The 18,085-nt window shown below is 67.5% G+C and carries 17 protein-coding genes; 12 read left to right on the top strand and 5 right to left on the bottom strand.

Annotation, left to right across the window (positions count from 1 at the left end):
• Positions 1–45: 45 nt before the first annotated feature.
• Positions 46–813: a GntR family transcriptional regulator gene (locus tag ASF16_RS00920; protein WP_056161529.1), complete on the top strand. Its 768-nt coding sequence runs from the start codon at positions 46–48 to the stop codon at positions 811–813.
• A gap of 25 nt (positions 814–838) precedes the next feature.
• Here ASF16_RS00920 and ASF16_RS00915 read toward each other — a convergent pair whose 3' ends face one another.
• The gene (locus ASF16_RS00915; RefSeq protein WP_156371825.1) at positions 839–1,375 is read right to left on the bottom strand and encodes a hypothetical protein; all 537 of its coding nucleotides are present in this window, start codon (positions 1,373–1,375) and stop codon (positions 839–841) included.
• A 318-nt stretch (positions 1,376–1,693) separates the two neighbouring features.
• Here ASF16_RS00915 and ASF16_RS00910 point away from each other — a divergent pair, with 318 nt between their 5' ends.
• Both ASF16_RS00910 and ASF16_RS00905 read left to right on the top strand, forming a co-directional pair.
• The gene (locus ASF16_RS00910) at positions 1,694–3,181 is read left to right on the top strand and encodes a nucleobase:cation symporter-2 family protein (RefSeq protein ID WP_056161528.1); all 1,488 of its coding nucleotides are present in this window, start codon (positions 1,694–1,696) and stop codon (positions 3,179–3,181) included.
• Between the two features lie 175 nt (positions 3,182–3,356).
• Positions 3,357–5,663, top strand: a complete 2,307-nt coding sequence (locus ASF16_RS00905; RefSeq protein WP_056161526.1) for an NADP-dependent malic enzyme — start codon at positions 3,357–3,359, stop codon at positions 5,661–5,663.
• Positions 5,664–5,984: 321 nt separating this feature from the next.
• On the opposite strand, the gene ASF16_RS00900 is transcribed toward ASF16_RS00905, so the two are convergent.
• A complete protein-coding gene (locus ASF16_RS00900; protein ID WP_056161524.1) occupies positions 5,985–6,803 on the bottom strand; it encodes an HDOD domain-containing protein in 819 nt (272 codons plus the stop codon).
• Positions 6,804–7,166: 363 nt separating this feature from the next.
• Between ASF16_RS00900 and ASF16_RS00895 the strand changes: the two genes are divergently transcribed.
• From ASF16_RS00895 to ASF16_RS00885, 3 genes are all read left to right on the top strand, one after another.
• Positions 7,167–8,198 carry an ABC transporter substrate-binding protein gene (locus ASF16_RS00895; RefSeq protein WP_056161522.1) on the top strand — a complete coding sequence of 344 codons (1,032 nt, stop codon included), beginning with the start codon at positions 7,167–7,169 and terminating at the stop codon, positions 8,196–8,198.
• Positions 8,199–8,314: 116 nt separating this feature from the next.
• Positions 8,315–9,139, top strand: a complete 825-nt coding sequence (locus ASF16_RS00890; RefSeq protein WP_056161520.1) for an ABC transporter ATP-binding protein — start codon at positions 8,315–8,317, stop codon at positions 9,137–9,139.
• A 24-nt stretch (positions 9,140–9,163) separates the two neighbouring features.
• Positions 9,164–9,931 carry an ABC transporter permease gene (locus tag ASF16_RS00885; protein ID WP_056161518.1) on the top strand — a complete coding sequence of 256 codons (768 nt, stop codon included), beginning with the start codon at positions 9,164–9,166 and terminating at the stop codon, positions 9,929–9,931.
• A gap of 70 nt (positions 9,932–10,001) precedes the next feature.
• Here ASF16_RS00885 and ASF16_RS00880 read toward each other — a convergent pair whose 3' ends face one another.
• A complete protein-coding gene (locus ASF16_RS00880; protein ID WP_056161516.1) occupies positions 10,002–10,631 on the bottom strand; it encodes a hypothetical protein in 630 nt (209 codons plus the stop codon).
• On the bottom strand, positions 10,628–11,128 hold the full coding sequence (locus ASF16_RS00875) for a hypothetical protein (RefSeq protein ID WP_056161514.1): 501 nt from the start codon (positions 11,126–11,128) through the stop codon (positions 10,628–10,630). The genes ASF16_RS00880 and ASF16_RS00875 overlap by 4 nt, the downstream gene beginning before the upstream one ends.
• Before the next feature lie 156 nt (positions 11,129–11,284).
• Here ASF16_RS00875 and ASF16_RS00870 point away from each other — a divergent pair, with 156 nt between their 5' ends.
• The 4 genes from ASF16_RS00870 (at position 11,285) to ASF16_RS00855 (ending at position 14,505) form a co-directional block, all read left to right on the top strand.
• Positions 11,285–12,343 carry a patatin-like phospholipase family protein gene (locus ASF16_RS00870; protein WP_056161513.1) on the top strand — a complete coding sequence of 353 codons (1,059 nt, stop codon included), beginning with the start codon at positions 11,285–11,287 and terminating at the stop codon, positions 12,341–12,343.
• A 108-nt stretch (positions 12,344–12,451) separates the two neighbouring features.
• Positions 12,452–13,510, top strand: a complete 1,059-nt coding sequence (locus ASF16_RS00865; protein WP_082516673.1) for a patatin-like phospholipase family protein — start codon at positions 12,452–12,454, stop codon at positions 13,508–13,510.
• A gap of 36 nt (positions 13,511–13,546) precedes the next feature.
• Complete coding sequence (locus ASF16_RS26620; RefSeq protein WP_056161510.1) at positions 13,547–13,870, top strand: hypothetical protein; 324 nt, start codon at positions 13,547–13,549, stop codon at positions 13,868–13,870.
• Positions 13,871–14,037: 167 nt separating this feature from the next.
• A complete protein-coding gene (locus ASF16_RS00855; RefSeq protein ID WP_056161507.1) occupies positions 14,038–14,505 on the top strand; it encodes a ribosomal protein L7/L12 in 468 nt (155 codons plus the stop codon).
• Positions 14,506–14,678: 173 nt separating this feature from the next.
• On the opposite strand, the gene ASF16_RS00850 is transcribed toward ASF16_RS00855, so the two are convergent.
• Positions 14,679–15,623 (bottom strand): isopenicillin N synthase family oxygenase, encoded by a 945-nt coding sequence (locus ASF16_RS00850; protein WP_235503999.1) that lies wholly within the window; start codon positions 15,621–15,623, stop codon positions 14,679–14,681.
• Between the two features lie 788 nt (positions 15,624–16,411).
• Between ASF16_RS00850 and ASF16_RS00845 the strand changes: the two genes are divergently transcribed.
• Both ASF16_RS00845 and ASF16_RS00840 read left to right on the top strand, forming a co-directional pair.
• Positions 16,412–17,437, top strand: a complete 1,026-nt coding sequence (locus ASF16_RS00845) for an ABC transporter substrate-binding protein (RefSeq protein ID WP_056162482.1) — start codon at positions 16,412–16,414, stop codon at positions 17,435–17,437.
• Positions 17,434–17,970 (top strand): nucleoside deaminase, encoded by a 537-nt coding sequence (locus ASF16_RS00840; RefSeq protein ID WP_056161505.1) that lies wholly within the window; start codon positions 17,434–17,436, stop codon positions 17,968–17,970. The genes ASF16_RS00845 and ASF16_RS00840 overlap by 4 nt, the downstream gene beginning before the upstream one ends.
• Positions 17,971–18,085: the final 115 nt, after the last annotated feature.

The following is an 18,085-nucleotide window of genomic DNA, read 5'->3' as shown; positions in this document are numbered from 1 at the left end:
GTCTGCGAGGATGGGCCGCACCGCCCATCCAGGCCACAATCGGGCATGCCCCGCGCCCGATCCAGCACCCGCACCGCCGCCCCTCCCGACACCGCGCCTGAGCCCGTGGAGGGCGTGCTGGCCCCGGCGGACGACCGCCTGGCATCCACCGAGAGCATTGCGCAGGACCTGGCCACCGCCATCGTCGAGAAGCGCCTACCGCCCGGCACCTGGCTGCGCGAAGAAGCACTGGGCCGCGTCTACACCGTGAGCCGCACCAAGATCCGCGCGGCGCTGGTGATGCTGTCCAAGGACAAGTTGATCGAGATCATCCCCGACAAGGGCGCCTTCGTGAGCCGCCCGAGCGTGCAGGACGCGCGCGAAGTGTTCGCCGTGCGGCGTGTGCTGGAGAGCGAGGTCGTGCGCCTGTTCGTGGCCACGGCGGGCGACGCCGACTACCAGTTGCTGGAGCAGCACATCCGCTTCGAACGCGCGGCGCTGCGGGGCAGCACCACCACCGGCCGCGTGCGCGAGAAGCTGCTGGGCGACTTCCACGTGGTGCTGGCCGAAGCCACGGGCAACCGCACGCTGGCCGAGCTGGTGCGCGAGCTGGTGGCCCGCAGTTCCTTGATAGCCATGCTGTACCACTCGTCCAACGACCCGCACTGCTCGTCGGAAGAACACGCAGACTTCCTGCAGCTGTGCCGCGCCGGCGATGCCGAGGCCGCCGTGGCCAGCATGATGGAGCACCTGCGGCGCATTGAAGCCAACCTGGAGCTCGACACCGGGCGGCCCGACCGCCAGACGGATTTGGTCAAGGCCTTGCTGGCCTGAGCCTTTTCAGGCCCGGAGAACCCCGTCAGGACCGCGCCGCGTGGTGCGCATTCTGCGCATCCACGCAGCCTTTTTGCAGCACACGCAGCAGCAGCTGCATGCCGCTGGCGTGCACCCAGTTCTGCGCTTCCAGCACCGACACGGCGGCTTCCTGCCTGTGCGCGAGCGCCGTGGCCACGTTCACGTCGAAGGTGGCATCCGCCCGGTCGTTGGCCAGCGTGACGGCAGCCCCCAGCAGCGGGATATCGAAGGAGGGGCGCGGCCCGGCCTTGCCGTCCACGTCGATGCGCAGCACGCAGCCGGGCAACAGCTCGTAGCTCCAGCGGCGCTCGGCGTGCGCTTCACCACCCAACACGTTCATGTGCGCCAGCCGCTGGCCCTGCGTCATCGTGAACGGGTCGAGCGCGGGGGCGTCTTGCTGGGGATAGCCGTCCATGCAGGCCGCACCCACCACCACCATGCCCACGGCCAGCGCCAGGCGCCAGCGGGCCAGCGCGCCCGCGGGTGGACGGGCATCAGCGGCATCAGCGGCAAGGGAGGTTCGGAGCGGGGGCAGGTTCATGGAGCGGGCGTGTGGGGAGGAGCAGTCGCTGCGGCGGCTGCGCAGCAGGTGCGACGCCACAGCGGTGGCGCAGTCACGGCGCAGCGGCGAGCTGCGATTGTAAAAAAGCGCCTGCCGCCACCACCCGAAACCCCTGCCTCGCCGCGGCCTTTTGCCTGCGCACCGGCCCCGGTCGGGCGCCCGCACCTAGGGTTTACCGTAGCCAACGGATCCGGCAATGTGTATACACTTTTTGTATGGATCGTTGTGCACCAAAGATGGGTGCCACGCACATGCACGCAGATCCCCACACCGCGCCCCACCTCAAGGAGATTTCCCATGCAACCGTCTGTGCACCCCGTGGACGAACACCTGCCCCTGGGGCGCCTGACCGCGCTGGGGTTGCAGCATGTGCTGGTGATGTATGCCGGCGCGGTGGCCGTGCCGCTCATCGTCGGGCGCGCGCTCAACCTCACGCCCGACCAGGTGGCCAAGCTGATCTCGGCCGACCTCTTCGTGTGCGGGCTGGTCACGCTGATCCAGGCGCTGGGCGCCACGCAATGGTTCGGCATCCGCCTGCCGGTGATGATGGGCGTGACCTTCGCCTCGGTGGCGCCCATGGTGTCCATGGCGCAGAGCACCAGCGGTACGGCGGGGGCGGGGCTGATCTTCGGCTCGGTGATCGGCGCGGGGGTGGTGTCCATCCTGATCGCGCCACTGGTCAGCCGCATGCTGCGGTTCTTTCCGCCGGTGGTCACCGGCACCATCATCGCGGTCATCGGCATCAGCCTGATGCGGGTGGGCATCAACTGGATCTTCGGCAACCCCGTGGGGCCCACCGCGCCCAGCGTGGTGAACCCCGAGCACCTGAAGTGGCTCACCGAGATGCAGTCCGCCGCGGGCGCGCCGGGCTCGTCGCTGCCGCCGGTGCCCAAGGGCTTTGCGGTGGTGCCCACGGTGCCCAACCCCCGCTACGCGGACCTCACGGGCGTGGGCATCTCGGCGGTGGTGCTGGTGTCCATTTTGCTCATCGCCAAGTTCGCACGCGGCTTCATCGCCAACATCTCGGTGCTGCTGGGCATCGTGATCGGCGCCGTGATCGCGGTGGCCATGGGCCTGATGTCGTTCGAGAAGGTGGCCAAGGCGCAGTGGTTCGACTTCGTGCTGCCGTTCGAGATCGCAGGGCCGGTGTTCGACCCCATATTGATCCTGACCATGACGCTCGTGATGATCGTGGTGATGATCGAGTCGACCGGCATGTTCCTCGCGCTGGGCGAGATGACGGACCGCAAGATCGAGCAGGCCGACCTCACGCGCGGCCTGCGCACCGACGGCCTGGGCACGCTGCTGGGCGGCATCTTCAACACCTTTCCGTACACCAGCTTCTCGCAGAACGTGGGCCTGGTGGCCGTGACCGGCGTCAAGAGCCGCTTCGTCTGCGTGGCGGGCGGCGTGATCCTGATCGTGCTGGGCGTGCTGCCCAAGATGGCGGCGCTGGTCGAATCGCTGCCCACCATGGTGCTGGGCGGCGCGGGCCTGGTGATGTTCGGCATGGTGGCGGCCACGGGCATCCGCATTCTGGGCGGGGTGGACTTCAAGCACAACCGTTTCAACGCGATGATCGTGGCCGTGTCCATCGGCGTGGGCATGATCCCGCTGATCGCGCCGAGCTTTCGCCAGTGGATGCCGCATGCGATCCACCCGCTGATCGAATCCGGTATCCTGCTGGCCTCGATCACGGCCGTGGCCCTGAACGTTTTCTTCAATGGCGCCAGCCGCGACACCTCCGCCGCTGTGAACGCCGCACGCCAGGCCGACGCCCACTAGCGTCCCGCCGCCCGCTGCCAGAAAGCGCTGCCGCCCGCACCGTGATGACCCCCTTGCAGCCGGGCTGCCAGGGGGTTTTGGCTTCATGCTGCATACGCATAAACCGCCATGCCAGCCACCCGTGCCATCGGGTACCCTTGTTTTGCATTCCGCCGAAGACTTCCAGGATTTCCGTATGACCCAGAAACTTTCCGCCGCCGAAGAGGCGCTGCGCGACGCCGCGCGTGAATACCACCGCAACCCCACCCGGGGCAAGATTGCGGTGACCCCCACCAAGCCCCTGTCCAACCAGCGCGACCTGTCGCTGGCGTATTCGCCCGGCGTGGCCTACCCGTGTCTGGATATCCAGGCCGACCCGTCCAAGGCGTTCGACTACACCTCGCGCGGGAACCTGGTGGGTGTGATCACCAACGGCACGGCCGTGCTGGGCCTGGGCGACATCGGCCCGCTGGCCGGCAAGCCGGTGATGGAAGGCAAGGGCTGCCTGTTCAAGAAGTTCGCCGGCGTGGACGTGTTCGACATCGAGCTGGCCGAGCGCGACCCGGACAAGCTGGTCGAGATCATCGCGGCGATGGAGCCCACGCTGGGCGGCATCAACCTGGAAGACATCAAGGCGCCCGAGTGCTTCTACATCGAGCAGCAGCTCAGTGCGCGCATGAACATCCCGGTGTTCCATGACGACCAGCACGGCACGGCCATCATCTCCAGCGCTGCGCTGCTCAACGGCCTGGAGCTGGTGGGCAAGGAGATCGGCGCGGTCAAAATCGCCGTGTCCGGCGCTGGCGCCGCAGCCATTGCCTGCGTGGACGTGATGGTGGGCCTGGGCGTCAAGCGCGAGCACATCTTCATGGTGGACTCCAAGGGCGTGATCTGGGATGGCCGCCCCGGCGGGCTCGACGCCTCCAAGCAGCGCTATGCGCAAAAGACCGAGGCCCGCACGCTGGCCGACGTGGTCGACGGCGCCGACGTGTTCCTGGGCTGCTCGGCACCCGGCGTGCTCACGGCCGAGATGGTCAAGACCATGGCTCCCAAGCCCATCATCCTGGCGCTGGCCAACCCCGAGCCGGAGATCCGCCCCGAACTGGCCAAGGCCATCCGCCCGGACTGCATCATCGCCACGGGCCGCTCGGACTACCCGAACCAGGTCAACAACGTCCTGTGCTTCCCGTACATCTTCCGCGGCGCGCTGGACTGCGGCGCGACCAAGATCACCGAGGCGATGAAGCTCGCCTGCGTGCGCCAGATCGCCGACCTGGCCAAGGCCGACATCAGCGAGGAAGTGGCCAGCGCCTATGCGGGCAAGGAACTCACCTTCGGCCCCGACTACCTGATCCCCACGCCGTTCGACTCGCGCCTGATCCTCAAGATCGCGCCGGCCGTGGCCAAGGCCGCTGCAGAGTCCGGCGTGGCCACGCGCCCCATCGAAGACATGGAAGCGTACAAGGAAGCCCTGTCGCGCTTCGTGTATCAAACCGGCATGCTGATGCGCCCCGTGATCACGGCGGCCAAGGCCCTGCCTGAGGGCCAAAAGCGCGTGGCCTACGCCGACGGTGAAGACGAGCGCGCACTGCGCGCCGCGCAAATGGCCATCGACGACAAGATCGCCCACCCCATCCTCATCGGCCGCCCTGCCGTCATTGCGGCGCGCATCGAGAAAGCCGGCCTGCGCATGCGGCTGGGCAAGGACGTCGAGGTCTGCAACCCCGAGGATGACCCGCGCTTTCGCCAGTACTGGGAGCACTACCACCAGCTCAACCAGCGCAACGGTGCGACGCCCGAGGTGGCCAAGGCTGCGGTGCGCCGCTCCAACACCATCATCGCCTCGCTGATGGTGTCGCTGGGCGATGCCGACGCGATGATCTGCGGCCTGGTGGGCACGTATGAGACGCACCTGGAGCGCATCCACAGCATCCTGGGCCGCCAGGCAGGCGTGAACGACTACGCGGCGCTGAACGCGCTGATGACCGACCGCGGCACGCTGTTCATCGCCGATACCTATGTGAACGAGAACCCCACGGCCCAGCAGCTGGCGGACATCGCCTGGATGTCGGTGCAGGAGGTGCAGCACTTCGGCCTGCCCGCCAAGGTGGCGTTCCTGTCGCATTCGAGCTACGGCTCGTCCAAGCGCCCCTCGGCCCGCAAGATGCGCGAAGCCCGCGACCTGTTCGTGGCGGCCCACCCCGAGATCGAGTGCGACGGCGAACTGCACGGCGACGCCGCGCTGGACCCGAACATCCGCAACGTGTACATGGCGGAATCCACGCTCAGCGACTCGGCCAACCTGCTGATCTGCCCCAACCTGGATGCCGCCAACATCCTGTACAACGTGCTCAAGACCACGACCAGCGGCGGCGTGACGGTGGGCCCCATCCTGATGGGCGGCGCCGCCACCGCCTACATCCTGACCCCCGCGGCCACGGTGCGCCGGGTGTTCAACATGACGGCCCTGGCGGTGGCCAGCGCGGCATCGCGCAAGAGCTGACTGCCAGCAGCGCACCAACGACAAAGGGGGCTTCGGCCCCCTTTGTCGTTTCAGTCATTCATAGCACTGCGCGCCACCCACATCGCACAAAACTGGCGCGGCCCCAGCCAGGGCCCCCGTGCAAGGGCCGCCTAGGCGCGGAGGCGGCGCTTCGCTTGCGTGCACCGGGGGCATCCCCCTCCCGACGCGCGGAGCGAGGAGAGAGAGGGGCTGAGGGCCGCGGCTCCAAGCCTGCCTGCGCAGGCTTGGACGTGCCCGAAGAGCCACCGCCTCTGGCGGTGGCACCGAGGCGCGAAGCGACTCAGGGGGTGCTCTCAGCCTCTAGCGCACAGACACATCCACATAGTCCGCCACCGGTGGCAGGTGCTCTGCCAGCCAGGCCGAATCCAGCTGCAGCGCCTGCTTGATCTCGGCAGGCAGGCTGGCGATGGTGTCGGCGGGCGACATGGGCTCTTCCAGCCCGATCTCGGCCAGCAGCGTGGCCACGTGCAGGATGCCGCCCAGCCGGCAGAACGGGGTGGTGGCGACGGGGTCCTCGGCCGTCTCCAGCGCCTGCACGATGGTGTCCGGAAAGCGCCAGCGCCGGGCCAGTTCGGCCGTGACCTGCGCCTCGGTAAAGCCGAGCAGCGTGCGCTCGCGCTGCCAGCGGCCGCCAGCGTGGTGGGGCAGCTGCTCGATGGCCGGGATCTGCTCGGGCGCCTTCTGCGCAATGATCAGTTCGCCCAGCCGCACCAGAAAGCCCGCCAGCCACGACTCCTGCACGTTGGAGCCCAGCGTGCGCGCCAGCCACTGCGAATAGCCCGCAATCGCCATGCTCTCCTTCCAGAAGGCCTCGGCGTCCACGCCCGGCGCGTCCTTGAACACCCCAGACATGCACGAAGCCAGCGCCAGCGTGCGCACCTGGTTCAGGCCGACCATGGTGATGGCGTCGTCCAGCGAGGCCACCTGGCGCGGCAGGCCGAAGCGGGCACTGTTGGCCAGGCGGATCAGCTTGGCGGTGAGCGCCGGGTCCTTGGAGATGGCGCCGCGCACTTTTTCAAAGGGGATGTCATCGTCCTTCATGGTGGCGATGAGCTCGCGCGCCACATCTGGGATGGTGGGTAGTTGCACGTTTTCGAAGAATGCCTGGATGTCCGCCATGAAAAGCCCTCCCAAGGACTGTGCTGGTGATGAGGACTTTTGTTGTACCACCGGCGCGCACCGGCTGCCTGCGCGTTTGCCCCAATGTGCCGTGCCGCACACGGTGCCGTGCCCCGGCGCGGTGCACCCGCGGCAGCCAGCAACAGCCAGCGGCCGGCACCGGCCATGCACCATTTCGGGAAAGCCTCTAGAGCCGCGTGCACCAAATTGGCGAACAATAGTCCGCTCTTCTACCCCGCCCCGGTGAAAGCAGGCATCGTTTTTGCTGACTGGGACAGCATGGTATGCGGCAAGGCCCGGCCCCGCCTGCGGCGCCGGCCCCGCATGCCTTCCCTTCGACGACTTCTGACAGGACACCTTCCCATGAACAAACGCACCCTCCTGCAAGCCGCCCTGCTGCTGGCCACCGCCGGCGCTTTCTCCACCGCCCACGCGCAGGCCACCACCCCGATCAAGTTCCAGCTCGACTGGCGCTTCGAGGGCCCTGCCGCCCTCTTCCTGCAGCCGGTGGCCAAGGGCTATTTCAAGGCAGCCGGCCTGGACGTGACGGTGGACGCCGGCAACGGTTCGGGCGGTGCCGTACAGCGCGTGGCGTCGGGCACCTATGACATGGGCTTTGCCGACCTGGCCGCCGTGATGGAGTTCCACGCCAACAACCCCGACGCGCAGAACAAGCCCGTGGCGGTGATGATGGTCTACAACAACACGCCCGCGTCGGTCATGGCGCTCAAGAAGAGCGGCATCACCAAGCCGGCCGACCTGGCTGGCAAGAAACTGGGCGCCCCGGTGTTCGACGCTGGCCGCCGCGCGTTCCCGATCTTCCAGAAGGCCAACGGCGTGGGCAGCGTGCAGTGGACCGCCATGGACCCGCCGCTGCGCGAGACCATGCTGGTGCGCGGCGACGTGGACGCCATCACCGGCTTCACCTTCACCTCGCTGCTCAACCTGGAAGCCCGCGGCGCCAAGGCCGCCGACGTGGTGGTGCTGCCCTATGCCGACTTCGGCGTGAAGCTGTACGGCAACGTGATCATCGCGTCGCCGAAGCTCATCAAGGAGAACCCGGCCGCGATCAAGGCCTTCCTGGCCGCCTTCACAAAGGGCGCCAAGGAAGTCATCGCCAACCCGGCCGCTTCCATCGAGCACGTGAAGGCACGTGACGGCATCGTGAACGTGCCGCTCGAAACCCGCCGCCTGCAACTGGCCATCGACACCGTCATCAACAGCCCCGACGCACGCGCCGAAGGCTTCGGCAAGGCCGTGCCCGGCCGCCTGTCGCTGATGGCGTCGCAAGTGTCCGATGCGTTCAACACCAAGACCCGGGTGAACGCCGACGACGTGTGGAACGCGAGCTTCCTCCCTAGCACCGCCGACCTGAACATCCTGCCGAAGAAGTAAGGCGCGGTGCGCCACGGAAGCCTGCGCGGAGACCAGGCACAGGCTTACTATCAAAACAATAGCTGCTAGCGCTTACCTATCAAGCGGTAGCGACCATTTTTACTCAGATTCTTCACATGCAGGCTGCTGACTCCTACTTCGTGGACTTCCGCGATGTCTGGCTCGCGTACAACGACGAGCTGCTCGCGCAGAACCACTTCGCCGTCGAGGCCATCGACCTGCAGATCCGGCAGGGCGAGTTCATCGCCATCGTCGGCCCGTCGGGCTGCGGCAAGTCCACCTTCATGAAGTTGGCCACGGGCCTGAAGATGCCGTCGATAGGCAAGATCCTCATCGACGGCCAGCCTGTGACCGGGCCGCTCAAGATATCGGGCATGGCCTTCCAGGCGCCGTCGCTGCTGCCCTGGCGCACCACGGTCGACAACGTGCTGCTGCCGCTCGAGATCGTGGAGCCTCACCGCAGCCAGTTCAAGGCCAAGCGCAAGGAGTACGAGGCCCGCGCCCGCGCCCTGCTGCAGAAGGTGGGCCTGGGCGGCTATGAGGACAAGTTTCCATGGCAGCTGTCGGGCGGCATGCAGCAGCGCGCCAGCATCTGCCGCGCACTCATCCACGAGCCCAAGATGCTGCTGCTGGACGAGCCCTTCGGCGCGCTCGATGCCTTCACCCGCGAGGAGCTCTGGTGCATCCTGCGCGACCTGCAGGCCGAGCAGAAATTCAACGTGATCCTGGTGACGCACGACCTGCGCGAGTCGGTCTTCCTGGCCGACACCGTGTACGTGATGAGCAAAAGCCCCGGCCGCTTCGTCGTGCAGCGCGACATCGAGCTGCCCCGCCCGCGCGACCTGGAGATCACCTACACCAAGGAGTTCACCGACATCGTGCACGAGCTGCGCGGCCACATCGGTGCCCTGCGAAAAGCGGGCGCCCCCCTCCAGCAGTAAGAAACCCACAAGGCCCCCACCACCATGCACAAGAAAACTGCGGAGCGCTGGTCCCCCTGGATCCTGCTCGTCGCCATCGTCCTGCTGTGGCAGATCATCTGCTCGGCCTTCAACGTCTCGGAATTCATCTTCCCCAGCCCCTGGGCCATCGGCACGCAGCTGGTCGAGTTCGGAGGCGTGATCGCCGCCCATGCCTGGCGCACCTACTGGGTCACCATGGCGGGCTTCGGCATTGCCATCGTGGTGGGCGTGCTGCTCGGCTTCCTCATCGGCAGCTCGCGCCTGGCGTATGCCGCCGTCTACCCGCTGATGACCGCGTTCAACGCGCTGCCCAAGGCGGCCTTCGTGCCCATCCTGGTGGTGTGGTTCGGCATCGGCGTGGGGCCGGCCATCCTCACCGCGTTTCTCATCAGCTTCTTCCCGATCATGGTGAACATCGCCACGGGCCTGGCCACGCTGGAGCCCGAGCTCGAAGACGTGCTGCGCGTGCTGGGCGCCAAGCGCTGGGACGTGCTGGTCAAGGTAGGCCTGCCGCGGTCAATGCCGTACTTCTACGGCTCGCTCAAGGTCGCCATCACGCTGGCCTTCGTGGGCACCACCGTGTCGGAAATGACGGCCGCCAACGAGGGCATCGGCTACCTGCTGATCTCGGCAGGCTCGTCCATGCAGATGGGCCTGGCGTTTGCCGGCCTGATGGTGGTGGGCGCCATGGCCATGGTGATGTACGAGCTGTTCAGCTGGGTCGAAAAGCGCACCACGGGCTGGGCACACCGGGGGTCGCAGGGCGAGTGAGCCTCGGGGGCGCGGTCAACGCGCCCCACCCCGCCGTGACCGCCCGCCGGTCACCGCCCGCCCCGCCCGCTCAGGGGAACGAGCGGCGCGCAGGGAACTCGCCGTCCGACTCCCACAGGCCAGGCTGTGACCGGACCCGCACCGTCCAGCCCTGCTTGCCATGGACATAACGGCGGTAGCTGGTCGTGAAATCCCCATCGCGCGGCTCGCTGCGCACCGCGAGCAACTGGTCTGCAGCCACCACCCGCACCTTCTTCCACGCTGCCTTGCCCGTCTGGGCCAGCACGATGGGCTGCACCGTGCCGTCCGCAGCACGGGCCTGCGCGTAGGCCAGGCGGTTGCCCTTCACCTGAACGGGCTTGGTCAGCGGTCCGCTGTAGCTGCCCGCCGGCGCCGTCAAGTCCACCGTCACGAGCACGGTGGGGGTGCCTACGCCGCGCAAGGCAGTGCGGTCCAGCTTGGCCAGGGGTGCTTCCAGCGTCAGGCTGTCGAGCAATTCGCCTTGGCAACCTCGCAACTGCAACACAGCCGGCGCGCCGCTGGCCTCCTCGCCGCTGGCCCACAGACGGTCGCGTTCGCTCGGGGTGAACCGCTCGTCGAGCACCAGCTTCACGCGCTGGCAACCCACGGCGACCTGGTCTGCCGCGTGCGCCAGTGCGGGGACGGCGACAAGACATGCGACAAGTGCCAGGCGCTTCATGAGCGTGGCACCTCGATACCGGCAATGACGCCTTCACTCGCTGCCACAGCCGGCATCAGCACGTCGATCTGCGAGTTGACGTCCTTGTCCAGGTCCACGCCCGCCTTCTCCAGCTCCCGCAGATACCGCTCGGTGTCGTTCTCGTTCGGCGGGGTGAGCTTGGCGATGGCATCGCGCACCTTCATGGTCCCGTACTTCTTGACATACAGCGCGCGCTGCGCGGCATGGCCGTCGTCCATATTGGCAAACACCGCAAAGACGCCCACGGCGCCGGAGACGTTGCCGATTTTGAGCGGCGAATCACGCAAATTGCCCGGGTTGTTGGCACGCCAGGCCAGCGAGCCGCCGACCTTGACCAAGGAGGCGTATGCCACGAACCGACGCCATTGCGCAGGCGTTTTTTCGGCCGCTTTGTTGACGGCAAGGATGGTGGATTGGCTCAGTGGACCACCGGCGATGATGGTGCCGGGGATGACAGCTACGACAGGTTTGACCATGTTGGATGGGTTATGAGGGCAGCCCGAAAAAGGACGTGGCAGTGTAGGTAACGGCGATGAACGGGCCTGTGACAATTTGTTCCGATTGATTGGATGGGCAGATGGCGTGCCCCTGCCGCTACACTCGCCGCCTCCGTTGAGAACAGGATCCTGCATATGCGGTTGGACAACGTCTTCTTGCGCCCGTTGGCGCTCCTGGTTTGCGCAAGTCTTGCCGCATGCGGCGGCACAGCGCCGACCCAGCCCGCAGCCACTGCGCAGGCCACATCCACCACCACGGCAGGCGCCCCCGCAGGAGGCCCCATCAAGATCGGCATTGCCCTGGGCGGCGGGGCAGCCAAGGGCTTTGCCCACATCGGCGTGATCAAGATGCTCGAGGCCAACGGCCTTGCGCCCGCCGTTGTCTCGGGTACCAGCGCGGGCAGCGTGGTGGGCGCGCTGTACGCCAGCGGCATGAACGCGTTCGAGATGCAGGAAAAGGCCGTGGCGCTGGACGAAGCCAAGATCCGCGACCTGCAGTTGTCCTCAGGCGGGCTGGTGCTGGGCCAGAAGCTGGAGGACTATGTGAACGAACAGGTGGGCCGCAAGCCGCTCGAGCAGATGGCCAAGCCCTTCGCAGTGGTGTCCACCCGGCTCGAAGACGGCGAGCGCACCGTGTTCGCTCGCGGCAACACCGGGCAGGCAGTGCGCGCATCGAGCAGCGTGCCCGGCGTCTTCCAGCCCGTCACCATCGGCAAGTACCACTTCGTGGACGGCGGCATCGTGAGCCCCGTGCCGGTGGACGCGGCGCGCCAGCTGGGCGCCGACATCGTGATTGCGGTGGACATTTCCAACAAGGCCCGGGGCCAGACGCCGGGCAACATGCTGGGCGCGCTGGGCCAGTCGATTGCCATCATGGGCCAGAAGCTGGGCGAAGCCGAACTGGCCCGCGCCGACGTGGTCATCCGCCCCAAGGTGCTGGACATCGGCCCGGCTGACTTCGGCCAGCGGGCCAGCGCCATCCTGGAAGGCGAAAAGGCCGCCCTGGCGGCCATGCCGCAGATCCGCGAGCGCATTGCCCAATTGCAGGCCGAACGTGCGCGCGCTGCGCAGCTGGCTCAGGAGAAGGTGCGGGAAGCGGAACACAAGGCGTGTATGGACAACCGCTCGCGCCTGCAGCGGCTGGCGGGGATGGCGGGCATGGGTGAGGGGTGCCCGGCCCCGGCGGCCAAGTAAGCGGCAAACCCTGTGGAGTGGGTGCTGCACGACACCCGTAATTGCGCCCTTGGCTGACACGCCTGCGCCAGCAGCCCCATACGATGGCCTTTTCACAAAGGGGCCACCATGGCAAAAGCAATGCGGCGCGCAGCGCCTGGGCGGGTGCAGCTGAATCTGGCACTGCAAGGTGGTGGCGCACAGGGTGCCTTCACCTGGGGCGTCCTCGACCGCCTGCTGGAAGAAGAGGACATCGACATCGGTGCCATCAGCGGCAGCAGTGCCGGTGCGCTCAACGGTGCGGCGCTGGCCACCGGCATGGCGCGCGGCGGCAGGGCCGGTGCGCGGGAGCATCTGGCCATGCTGTGGGAGCAGGTGGCGCAGGCAGGGTCGCTGATGACCTTGCTCATGCTGCCGCTGCGCAAGCCGGGCATGGGTATGTGGGACGACGCGCTGCCCATCCTTTCTCCCTGCCAAACCAACCCCATGGGCATGGCGCCGCTGCGCTTCATCCTGAACACCGTGGTGGACGAAGCCCTGCTGCGCGAGGCGAGCGCAGCGCCCAGGCTCTTTGTGAACGCACTGCACGTGCAAAGCGGCGCTGGCCGGGTGTTCGGTCCGGCGGACATGAGCATTGACGCCGTGCTGGCGTCTGCCTGTGCGCCGCTGTCTTACCAGCCGGTGGTGATCGACGGGGAGGCTTACTGGGACGGCAGCTACGCGGCCAACCCCTCGCTGTGGCCGCTGTACGAGGACCAGTTGGACACCGACATCCTGCTGGTGGAGCTGACCCCGCTGCACCGCGCAGAGACCCCGCTGTCCGCCAAGAACATTCTGAACCGCATCAACGAAGTGGCGTCCGTCAGCGGGCTGGTGTCCGAGCTGCGGGCGCTGGAGGTCATCAACCGCAATGTGCCGGACGCCGACATCCGCATGCACGTGTTGAGCCTGCCCGACCAGCCCGCCGGGCTGCTGGGCACCGAGCCGTCCATCAAGCGCACCGTGGGGCGCGTGCTGTTCGAGATGCTGCGCCAGGACGGCCGGCGTGCCTGCGATGCGTGGCTCGCGGAGCACGGCGGGCAGCTGGGCGAACACTCCACGGTGGACGTGGCACAGCGCTATCTGCGGCCCCACACCCAGGACTGGCAGCAGCGCGAGCCACGGCAGCGGGACCTGGCCCTGTCCTGATCCCGCTTCGCGCGCAGGCCCACCCGTCGACTGGCTGTGTCGCCGGACCATCCCCCCTACCCCACAACGCCAGACGGCAGGTACTTCGTCGTGCGGGGCCGGCTGTGGCGCAAGGCCAATCCCGCGCTGCCTGAGGAGGTGCGGGCAGCACTCGTTACGCAGCTGATGGATGCCCGACGCGCCCTGCGTGGCAAGCCCTCCGCGGCCCGGCGCGCCCAGGCGCGCGAGCAGGTTGACGAAACAAAAAACGCGCTCGGCGAACGCGGACCGGTGTGGTGGACAGACGGTGAGCCGGACTTCAATCGCAAGATGGTGAAGAACACGCCGTACCGGGAATGGTTCGACCTGCTCACCGGCTAAGACCGGGCCTACCGCCGGCTTGATTTCCATTGCAACCAATTCGAGTGCGATCTGGCGCAGCAACCCGGCGTGCCGCGCCCATCGGCGCGGAAAGTGTCTACCCCCGATCCAGGGGCTGCGTTGCGCATGGTAGAAAGCCCGGTCGCAACCGCTGAACAGGACCTGCCATGCGCCATGCCGGCACCTCTCTCCCGCCCCATGTACTGGCCGCACTCGATGAAGGCCAGACCATCGAAGCCATCAAGCGCCTGCGCGCAGCCACGGGCCTGGGCCTCAAGGAGGCCAAGGACCTGATCGATGCGCACCAGCGCGGCGAAGAGCTTGCCACCACCGCGCGGGCCGCATCCCCAGCCCACGTGCCCGACGCCGTGCGCCAGGCCCTGGCCGAGGGCCACAAGATCGAGGCCATCCGCCTGCTGCGGGACCACGAAGGCCTGGGCCTGAAGGAGGCCAAGGAGCGAGTCGACGCGATCGAGCAGTCCATGGACGAGCCCGCGTCCATCGGCCTGGGTGCCGTGGCGCCCGGGCTGTCGCCGGGCCAGCAGCCCGCCGGCGGGGCGGGCAACTGGATCGTGGTGGCAGTGGTGCTGGTCATCACGGTGATGGCCTACTTCTGGATGCGCGGCGGGGGCTGAACCCGACCGGCTCTTGTTCGACCAGTTGTCCATTGCGCTGGACGCCACCAGCGAGCCTCGAAACTGGCGCGGCCCAAGCCATTGCTCCCGCGCAAGGGCCGCTCCGCCGCGCTGGGGGCGTCCCCCTCCCGACTCGCGCAGCGAGTCGGGAGGGGAGCGACTCAGGGGGTGCTTCAGTACTTGTTGGAGAAATTGGCGCTGATCCGCTGGCGGAGGTACTCCGCGCCGGTGATGGACGGGTACTTCTTGGCGGGGCCTTCGATGACCGCGTCTTCGTTGGCCTGGCAGAAGAAGGCCAGGCTGTAGCGCGCGCCCTGGTATTCGTGCGGCAGGGGGTTGCGCACGCGGTGGAAGTTGCTGGGCAACTGGTCGTCGCTCCAGCGCATGAGCATGTCGCCGATGTTGCAGGTGATCACGCCCTCGGCCGGCTCCACGCTGGTCCACTGGCGGCCCTCGGCCTCCTTGCCGGGCAGCACCTGCAGGCCGCCCTGGCCGGGGCGCTGGAACAGCAGGGTGAGGCAGTCGAAATCGGTGTGGGCGCCGGCGCGCCACAGGCCCAGCTCGTCCTTGAGCGCCGGGTCCACCGCAAAGTAATGCAGCATGCGCAGCGTGCTCTGGTAGGTGGGCAGGTCGGGCTGGTGGGCGCGGGTGAAGAAGTCTGCATCGAAGCCCAGCTTGTAGGCAAAACACGAGAGCAGGCGCATGCCCACCTCCCAGCATTGGCGCTCGAATGCAAGCGTGGCGGCCTCAAAGCCAGGCAGCTCGGCCTCGGTGGGCCACAGGCCCGCCATGCGCGGGCGCGTGACCTGGTAGGACTCCTTCTGGTCCGGCGTGCGCGTGGAGGGACGGATCTGCGCCTTGTGCTCCCAGCCGGCGTTGCGCGACAGGGGCCACTGGGCCTTGGTGTCCTGCGGCTGGCCGAAGAAGGCTTCGGCGCGCGCGAAGGCGGCGCGGATGTCTTCGATGGGGATGCCGTGGTTCGTGACCTGGAAGAAGCCGATGTCGACCGATGCGGCCCACAGCTGCTCGGCGATCTCTTCCTTGCGCGCGTCGAAGTTCGATATGTCGATGCGGCGCACTTCGCGCGTGGAGGTCTCGCCGTCCATCGCGCCGCCCATGCGCGATTCTTTTTCGAGCTCGCCCAGCACATCGGGCGCGACAGTGGGTTCATAGACGGACGGTGCCGCAGGGGTGGCAGTGCTGCTGCTGTGCATGGCGTGGTTTCCTCGTTGTATCAATGGCAAACAAGGCACACGGCACGTCGCAAAAACTGCTGAAGAAGCGGCGCGGCGCCATGGGCTCTTGAAGGGAACAATGGCAACGGCCCGCAGGCTGCGCAGGCCCTCCAAGGGCACGCGCACCGCGCACAAGCCGCCACCGGCTTCAAGAGCAATGACCCGCCAGCCGGCCCACGCAATGCGGATCTGCTGGTCTGAACGCTTCTACTCTCGGCGCTGAAGCAAGCAAACAGCGGGCCAACGGTAAAGCCCAGGGCCAGCCCGTCAATGCCCCCGCCCAGAACAAAGCCCGTCACCAAACCGGGGCGGGGCCGCACCAGGGCAGAGCGGTCTTGCTGCACCACCGCATGGCGCCGGTTGCCCGAATCGCGCTGTGCGCCTCGCACCCACGGCACATGGGGCCGCTCCAGCGCCTGCCCCAGAGCAAAGCCTGTCCAGAGCAAAGCCTGCCCAGAGCAAAGCCTGCCCAGAGCATGCAGCCGCACTGCGCGCTGCCGCGTGCCCACCACACCGGGCACGCATCCTGCATCAGCATTCCTTGAGTAGAAGCGTTCAGCGCTGCCACCCCTGTGCGATGGTGGCGCCCGGAAATTGCTCAGTTCGATCCGGTCCTGCGGCGGCATGCGCCTGCGGTCCGGGCACTCCACCGAACCTGGGCCACCACCATGATGCAACGCCGCCGCTTTCTCTCGACCACCCTCGCCTCTTCCATCGCCGCCACCCTGGGCACTCCTGCCGTGCACGCGCAGGGCTCGGTGACTCCGCTCAAGTTCACGCTGGACTTTCGCGTTACCAGCCAGACCTCGCCCTTCTTCCTGGCGCAAGCCAAGGGCTATTACAAGCAGGAAGGCCTGGACGTAATCATCGACGTGGGCGCGGGCTCGGTCGCCTCGATCACGCGCGTGGCCAGCGGCGCCTACGACATCGGCCTGGGCGACATCTGCTCGCTGGCCGAGTTCCACGCGCAGAACCCCGACACGCCGGTGCAGGCCATCTACCAGTACTACAACCGCGCGCCCTTCGTCATCATCGGCCGCAAGGACCGGGGCATCACCACCGACTTCCAGTCGCTCAAGGGCAAGAAGGTGGCGGCCGCCGCCGTGGAGTCCACGCGCCGCAGCTGGCCCATGGTGGCCCGCGCGCTCAAGACACAGCCCGAGCTGTTCGACTGGGTGACCACAGACTTCAGTGCGCGCGACAACGTGGTGGTGCGCGGCGATGTGGATGCAGCCACCTATTTCCATGACTCGGCCGTGTCGCTGTTCGCGCGCCTGCCAGCCAAGGACCTGTCGGTGCTCGAATACAACAAGGCAGGCCTGAACCTGTATGGCAACGCCATCCTGGCCGGCAAGCTGCTGCAGGAAAAACCCGAGGCGGCCAAGGCGTTCCTGCGCGCCAGCAACCGCGCGCTGCGCGAGACGCTGGCCAACCCCGAGGCCGCGTTCGCAGCCATCAAGGCGCGCGAAGCCATCCTGAACATGGACGTGGAACGCGATCGCTGGGCCATCACGCGCCAGTACCTGCAGACGGCCGAATCGCAGGCCGTGGGCCTGGGCGGCGTGCAGGGCGCCGTGCTGGCGCACCAGATCGAGGAAGTGGCGGCCGTGTTCAACCTCGCACGCAAGCCCGCGCCCGAGCGCGTGTTCAACCCCGCCTTCCTGCCCGCCCTGGCCGACCGCAAGGTGGTGGCATGAGCGCTGCACCCCTCACCACCGAAGCCCCAGCCATCGCCTTGTCGCAGGAGGCCATCCTGGACGCGCGCGACGGTCTGTACCTGCGCCAGGCCATCGCACTGGCCGACAAGGCCCGCACGCGCGGCAACCGGCCGTTTGGTGCGCTCATCGTGGCGGCCGATGGCCGTGTGCTGGCCGAGGCCTGGAACTCCACCGGCGAAAACGGCGACTGCACCGCACATGCCGAGACCTCCGCCGTGCGACTGGCCAGCCCCGTGCACAGCCGCGACGACCTGGCGGGCGCCACGCTGTACTCGTCGGCCGAGCCCTGCGTGATGTGCGCGGGCGCCATCTACTGGGCCAACATCGGGCGAGTGGTGTACGGCATCGACGCGATGCGGCTGCGCGTGTTCCGCGGCGAACGCCTGGACCAGCGCGACGCCGAGTTGTCGTGCCGCGATGTCTTTTACAGCTCGCCGCACCCGATCGAATGCACAGGGCCGGCACTGATCGACGAGTCGTCCGCATCGCACCAAGGTGCGTGGAAATCCTGAAAGTCCGGCCCCATTGAGCGATTTGTGCTGCAACCCGCAGGCGGTGCCGCGCAGCACTGCGGTGTGCTGCACGACGCACAGCCCGCGCACATGTCACACATTGTTCATGGCATGC

Origin of the sequence: Acidovorax sp. Leaf78 (genome assembly GCF_001422735.1) — a bacterium.
GTDB lineage: Bacteria > Pseudomonadota > Gammaproteobacteria > Burkholderiales > Burkholderiaceae_C > Acidovorax.
This window is presented reverse-complemented; position numbering and strand designations above follow the sequence as displayed.